General features: G+C 31.3%; 6 protein-coding genes. 2 read left to right on the top strand and 4 right to left on the bottom strand.

The genetic code is table 11. The features are described 5' to 3' along the window. The coding region (locus ABY285_RS12060; RefSeq protein WP_372770396.1) for a cation-transporting P-type ATPase at positions 1-261 on the bottom strand (261 nt) is incomplete at its 3' end. Positions 262-1,979: 1,718 nt separating this feature from the next. On the opposite strand from ABY285_RS12060, the gene ABY285_RS12055 reads away from it, so the two are divergent. Further along, a complete protein-coding gene (locus ABY285_RS12055; RefSeq protein ID WP_372770394.1) occupies positions 1,980-2,291 on the top strand; it encodes an MTH1187 family thiamine-binding protein in 312 nt (103 codons plus the stop codon). Between the two features lie 74 nt (positions 2,292-2,365). Then, positions 2,366-2,758, top strand: coding sequence for a hypothetical protein (locus ABY285_RS12050; protein ID WP_372770392.1), 393 nt, complete (start codon positions 2,366-2,368; stop codon positions 2,756-2,758). A gap of 159 nt (positions 2,759-2,917) precedes the next feature. On the opposite strand, the gene ABY285_RS12045 is transcribed toward ABY285_RS12050, so the two are convergent. The 3 genes from ABY285_RS12045 to ABY285_RS12035 all read right to left on the bottom strand — a co-directional run bounded on the left by ABY285_RS12045 (position 2,918) and on the right by ABY285_RS12035 (position 6,070). Next, positions 2,918-3,463, bottom strand: a complete 546-nt coding sequence (locus tag ABY285_RS12045; protein ID WP_372770390.1) for a hypothetical protein — start codon at positions 3,461-3,463, stop codon at positions 2,918-2,920. A 194-nt stretch (positions 3,464-3,657) separates the two neighbouring features. After that, complete coding sequence (locus tag ABY285_RS12040; RefSeq protein ID WP_372770388.1) at positions 3,658-4,989, bottom strand: transglycosylase SLT domain-containing protein; 1,332 nt, start codon at positions 4,987-4,989, stop codon at positions 3,658-3,660. Between the two features lie 706 nt (positions 4,990-5,695). Next, positions 5,696-6,070, bottom strand: a complete 375-nt coding sequence (locus tag ABY285_RS12035; protein ID WP_372770386.1) for a hypothetical protein — start codon at positions 6,068-6,070, stop codon at positions 5,696-5,698. Positions 6,071-6,157: the final 87 nt, after the last annotated feature.

Raw genomic sequence — 6,157 nt, 5'->3', positions numbered from 1 at the left:
TAATGCTTTTTCAGTTTTTTGATATTGATAAAATGTAATGAAAATAATAATGAAAATCGTTGACAAAAGAATTAATCCTTCATTTATATCTCCTAAAATAATATATAAAAAACCACAAGTAATAAGGAGTAAAAACATAGGCTCTTTGACTACTTCAATCGCAATACCAATAACATTTTTAGGTTTTTCGAAAGGCAATTCGTTGTAGCCAAAAGAGGAGAGTCTTTCGTTTACCTCGTTTGTATTTAAACCATTTATCATTTCTGCAACTTATATTTTATTGTGATTGTTTGTTATTTATCTGGTTGCTCCTCAGTGCTTGCCGCTAACGGGTTTGAAAATGAAAAGTTGCGGGTTTAAAAACGTACTCTTCAGATGTTTAAAATTAATGTTTTTTTGTGTTATAAAGATCATATTTATAATAATTGAGCTATTTTTTATATGCATTGTTACCTGACGATTTACACGTGAGGGATTCTCGTAATGTGTGAAGTAAAATAAACAAATAGCACTAAATGAGGATGTGTCATCGCAGTAGTGCTATTTGTGGTATATGCAAGGGTTGATTGCCGGAATTGGGGTTTGAATAAATTACTATCATTAAAAGTGTATTTTTCCTTTTTTCTAAATGCCCTTGCAGATATATTTTATGGAACAAAATGAAGAGAATTCCGAACTCCTTATTATCTGCTAAACATTCTGTTTTGTTGAAACTATTCTTGTGGAAACGGATTAAAGCTTAGATTAATTTTGAAATAAAATATTCTTGTCTTTTGTCAATAGTTAATATGATAACAATCATATAGTAACATATGGTAATTTGATAACAATCATACAGCAATTTGATAAAGATCATTTTGGAGAAGGTATTGATGATGTAATTTTGGCGTATTAATTTAGTTCATTGATTTAGGATATAAAATATAAATCTTCATTACTGAAAAGTATTGAGGATATATGAAGGGTTACAGACATTTGTTAATTTAAACTTTCTTTGGTGTTGTTTTAGAAATGGAGTGATGCTAAGGATTCGTTAAAAGTTACCAGATATACTAAATTCTTCAGGAAACAGGAAGCTTCGGCTTCCTGTTTTTCATAAAAACAGATCTTCATTACTGAAAAGTATTGAGGATTTATGAAGGGTTATAGACATTTGCTAATTTAAACTTTCTTTGGTGTAGTTTTAGAAATGGAGTGATGCTAAGGATCCGTTAAAAGTTACCAGATATACTAAATTCTTCAGGAAACAGGAAGCTTCGGCTTCCTGTTTTTTTTTAAGTATAATATTAAACTTTCCAGGATCTCAAAAATTTACCATAGCTGAATTTGCTTAAAAAATATGATGAATGGGTGTAAAAGAGGAAAAGCGAAATTATTCTTTTACATCAGCAGGGATTTAAAACGCAAAGGCAAAGAATAAAGACTGACTTTTCAGGAAGCTTTTATTGCGCGGAATTGGAAACTGTATTTTTTTTAGTGTGATGTGAGACGTGAGATGAGAAACGAAATTTAAGAATTTGTAGTTTTCATTTAGGTAATGAAAAATACTGGTGGAAATGGGGGAGTCTCTGTTTTTAGTACTTAATTGGTTTGTGGATTTTCTGTTTGATTGTACTCCCTCGTTGGCAACAGTTTTTATATTTCTTTGATGCTGCAGAAGACCGAAATATTCAGCTTTTAATATTTAAATGCTTTTTGATAAAATTAATTACTATTTTTGCCAGCGTAGGTCAGCGGACCTACAAATTATCCACGCAAATTTATCACCTCAGCAATGAGGTGATTTTTTTTAAGATTATGTAAATTGAAATACAAAAATATTTTGGATTTACTGTTTTTTAATCGTCTTAATATCGTAGCAGTTTAAACATAGTGTATTTGTAAAAACAATTAATGATTGCCTATTTATTTAGAAACAAAACCAATTACAAAGCCAATACCACTTATCTTTGTACAAATAACTAATACCGCTTAAATCAATGTCTGTACTATTAGAATTTGCCATGTTTCCTACCGATAAGGGTGAGAGCGTAAGTCCTTACGTGAGTAAGGTGATAAAAATGATACGCGAAAGTGGCGTTACTTATCAGCTTACCCCTATGGGTACCATCATAGAGACCGAAACCCTGTCTGAAGCTTTGGCTATTGTGCAACAGTCTTATGATATACTGGAGCCAGATTGTGATCGCGTGTATTCATCACTTAATTTTGATATTCGCAAGGGTAAAAGTAATTGCTTGGCGCAGAAGATCATATCGGTAGAAAATATCATTGGAAAGGTGAATAAATAGCACCATAAACTGTTACTGATTTTCAATTTGATTTATTTGAAACACTAAAATATTTTATCATCAAACTTTAGTTTATGCCATACCAAGAAGTGTTTGTTCTTTTCTGGGAACAAGTAAAAGAAAGTATCCAAGAAGGCCGATTTGCCAAATTAACCATGGCAAAGACTATTGGTAAGCCTAACTTGAAAAATATATTTGTCAGACCTGTCTATTCTGAAGATGGCTTTAAGGTCTTAGTGAAATTGCGCTACCAATCCAGAGAAACCGAGGATGAGGAAAGCGAGCTTACATTAGAAGAGGCTTTTGTGTTTTTGAAATCACATCTCAGAACGTCTTTTTCATCTGTTCTTTTATTTACCACAACAAAGGATGTTACTTTCAAAATTAATAAAAAGGGGGCGGGCAGAATTACCGAGAATTCGCCGACATTTCATGACGTTACGCAAGCTAAGAATGATGTAGAATAGCTGGAGCACCAGCATTGGTTTGCCATGTTACGTGCGTTTATTTATGCCGATTGTTCCTTAAAAGTTAATAACACAATAGTTTAACTATTTGTTGAATGTTTGACGGTTCGTTATTTAGTTTAAATGTAAGCATAAATTTCATGAGGTGTTGGCAATAGTTTATTTCTTATTTCTGTTAATTAATAGTATTATTCCTGAAATCAAAAAACCACCAACACTAAAAAGAAGAAGAAGAGATGACCTCATAACTCCAAAGAATGATTTACTTGTTTCTTTTTGTCTATAAGCTAATTTGTCAATCTGTTTATCATTAATTTTCGAAACTATTTTTACAGATTGTTTTTCATTGATTTCAAATTGTCCAATACTCTTAAATACTATGTCGTTAATAGTATAAGTAATTGTTATTTTATTTTTATTAATTGAATCAATTGTATTTAAACCAATTTCTATAATTTTTGGATTTTCTCCTTTTACAGTTATTGAATAATCGATATCAGATTTTTCAATTCCTTTTAATTTGGTTGATAATTCGAATAAATCATAAATTCCTTTATCTAATTCAATTTTTAGTTCTGATGGAGTTTCAAACTCATTAAAATCCTTTTTAAACTCATTACTAGAATTAAAAATATTTGTTAAAAAATATATTCCGGAAATAAGCGAAATAATTAGAATCGTAAGTAGAGTGTTAGTCTTTTTCATATTTTATTTTTTGTCGGATAATTATTGCCAACGGTTTTGTATGCGAGGATTTTCCGAAGGAAAATCAGATGCTAGCAAAATTGCAACAACCTTTGGTTAAGTCTAAAATAAGCAATGTTTTTTACACATCTTAAGTTTTTTTCTCAGGTGTGTTCTTAATATCATCAAGTTCTATTCAACACAATTTCAAGCAGTTATTTCTTAATAAATTGAGTGTAATGAGCATAGCGTTCAAAAATTTGATTGACATAATTATAGGGCTCTACACCTCTAACGTAACCATACTTTATTATGGAATTATTATAGTTTTTGGGATGGCTCAAGGCTAAGATCATATCTTCAACATTGTCATCCCAAATAGAGGCATCCAAACCTCTTTTGGAAGCTAACTTTTGAGCATCTTTAACATGGTACATTCCGCAATTATAGGAGGCCATCGTAAATTTAGTTCGCTGAATGGGGTCTTCAATTTTGTCGAAATTATTCCAAATTTGGTTAAGGTATCTGACACCCCCGCTAATACTCTGTTTTGGATCGCTGCGATCTTGTACACCTAGTTCTTGGGCAGTTTTAGGCATCAATTGCATAAGCCCTTTGGCATTGGCCCAAGAGCTATTGTTGGGGTCAAATTTTGATTCTTGATAAATTAAGGAAGCTACCAGACGCCAATCCCAATTGATTTTTTCGGCATATTTTTGTATAAGCTCATCGTAAGGACTAATTTCCTCTTTGTTCAAACTGTAGAAGTCACTTTTTACACGTCGTCTAAAATTCTTTTTGTTTTTAAAGTATTTGTTGTAAATAATGTTATAGTCTATCTCCGTTCTAAAGTCCTCTAGCCATAAGTTTATGGCTTTTAATAATTCAGGTGAATTTTTACGCGTCGCCCATCCAATTCGTTGTGAAAAACTAACAGGCACCTCAATATCTAAAACTGGATAATAGGAAGCCATGATCTTGGCTATATTATTATCTGCAATAGTATATTTAATATTCCCTTCGGCGACCTGTTTAATGATTTCATCAGTAGCCATTTGTCCTGAAAGTTCTTTAATAAAAATGTTGCCGCCTAGCTCCTCACTAAGATTTGCAATGCGCTCGCTGTAAGACGAACCTTTACGGATGGAAACCGTGTCCTGTAATAATTCTATGGCATCCTGTATCAACACATTTTCCAATTTGTGCCAATGCATGGTACGCCAATTGTCCGGCTTTTTTTGAACCAATACCTGTTTGGTCAGGTACAAATAGTTTGTAAACGAAATAGATGTTTTGCGGTTTCCGGTAATGGCGAGTCCGTGTGCCAAAATATCACCTTCACCTTGATTGAGTTTGGTAATAAGTTCATCAAGATCTTTAACCACAACCATTTCAAGTTCAAGGTCTAGATGTTTGGCTAATCTTTTAAGTAATTCATACTCATAGCCCATGGGTTGCCCCTTATATAAAAAATAGCTTGTTCCGCTATAAACTGTAAGCGCTTTAAGTTTACCGTCTTTTTTAATAGCCTCTAAATCACGTTTCATTATTGGCCCAATTGAATTCTCCTTTTTGGACTGCTCACAACTGGTGAAAAGAAATAGAAATAATACTAAATAGTGGACTTTAAACAAGGAAGATTTTAATCGCATATGTAAATGTGTCTTTAAGATCCCTTGTAAAATACAAAAAATATGGAACATGCTCTAAATGTTATTTATATTTAAACATGGTTGGGTGGCTAGATTATAAAATTATTGATGATTTATTTGTTAAAAATTGAGTTGAGAGTTTTATCAGGTAAAATATATTTATCACCTAATTCAGCCATAAATAAACCGTCAGTGACAGGGTTGTACTTATTTAGTGTGTTTTTAATTGCAAAACTTAATCTTTTATAGCCATATTATTTCAAAAACTTTAAATAGGAGTCTTTTTAAAAGTAATACCATCCTGAGGAAAACAGGCAATAGGCCCAAAAAATATAAAAAGAAGGTTGGTTAGTTTTTCATAATATCATTCTATCTATTTTATATATGATGGTTAAGGGCCTCAATAATCTCTTTAGACTGCTTTTGGAATAGTTCTTATTGCGATACATATAGATTAAAGATATTAGAAAGGTAGTTCGGCAACCAGTATCTGGCGTCTGAAGAGTTTAAGGCATGGCGAAAGAATTTAATCATCTTATTTCGTGTTATTTAGTTTAAATGTAAGCATAAATTTTATGAGGTGTTGGCATTAGGTTTTATCTCAGTAATTTTTTAACCACTGTAATGCTCCTTTATCTGTCGAAAAAACATTAAATATATATTTATCATTTTTTTCGGCAAGCATTTGATATAACATTGAAATCACAGTCGTTTGAGGATTGTCTACAATTATTGCGGAAATAATAAGATTGAAGTTTTCTAATGATTTATCATTTTCTATTACAATTGTTTTTAAATCATCTATAGAAAATAGAAAATTTGCATTTGTCGCATTAGTTTTAATTTTCAACAATCTGGGATATATTTTATTTTCTTTTGCTGAAATCATATAGTTTACAATTTCTTCCAAAGTTACATCTTCAGTAAATTCATTTTCAAGAATTCCCGTTTGTTGATTAAATTTCGAGATTATCATATTTAAATCATTTTTTTATTTAATAAAATTTAAATTTTTCTGTTCGATATTTTCCTTTTAATATAATTTTCAACTTACTGCCAACGG

Source organism: Lutibacter sp., assembly GCF_041555395.1.
Classification (GTDB): Bacteria; Bacteroidota; Bacteroidia; order Flavobacteriales; family Flavobacteriaceae; genus Lutibacter.
This window is presented reverse-complemented; position numbering and strand designations above follow the sequence as displayed.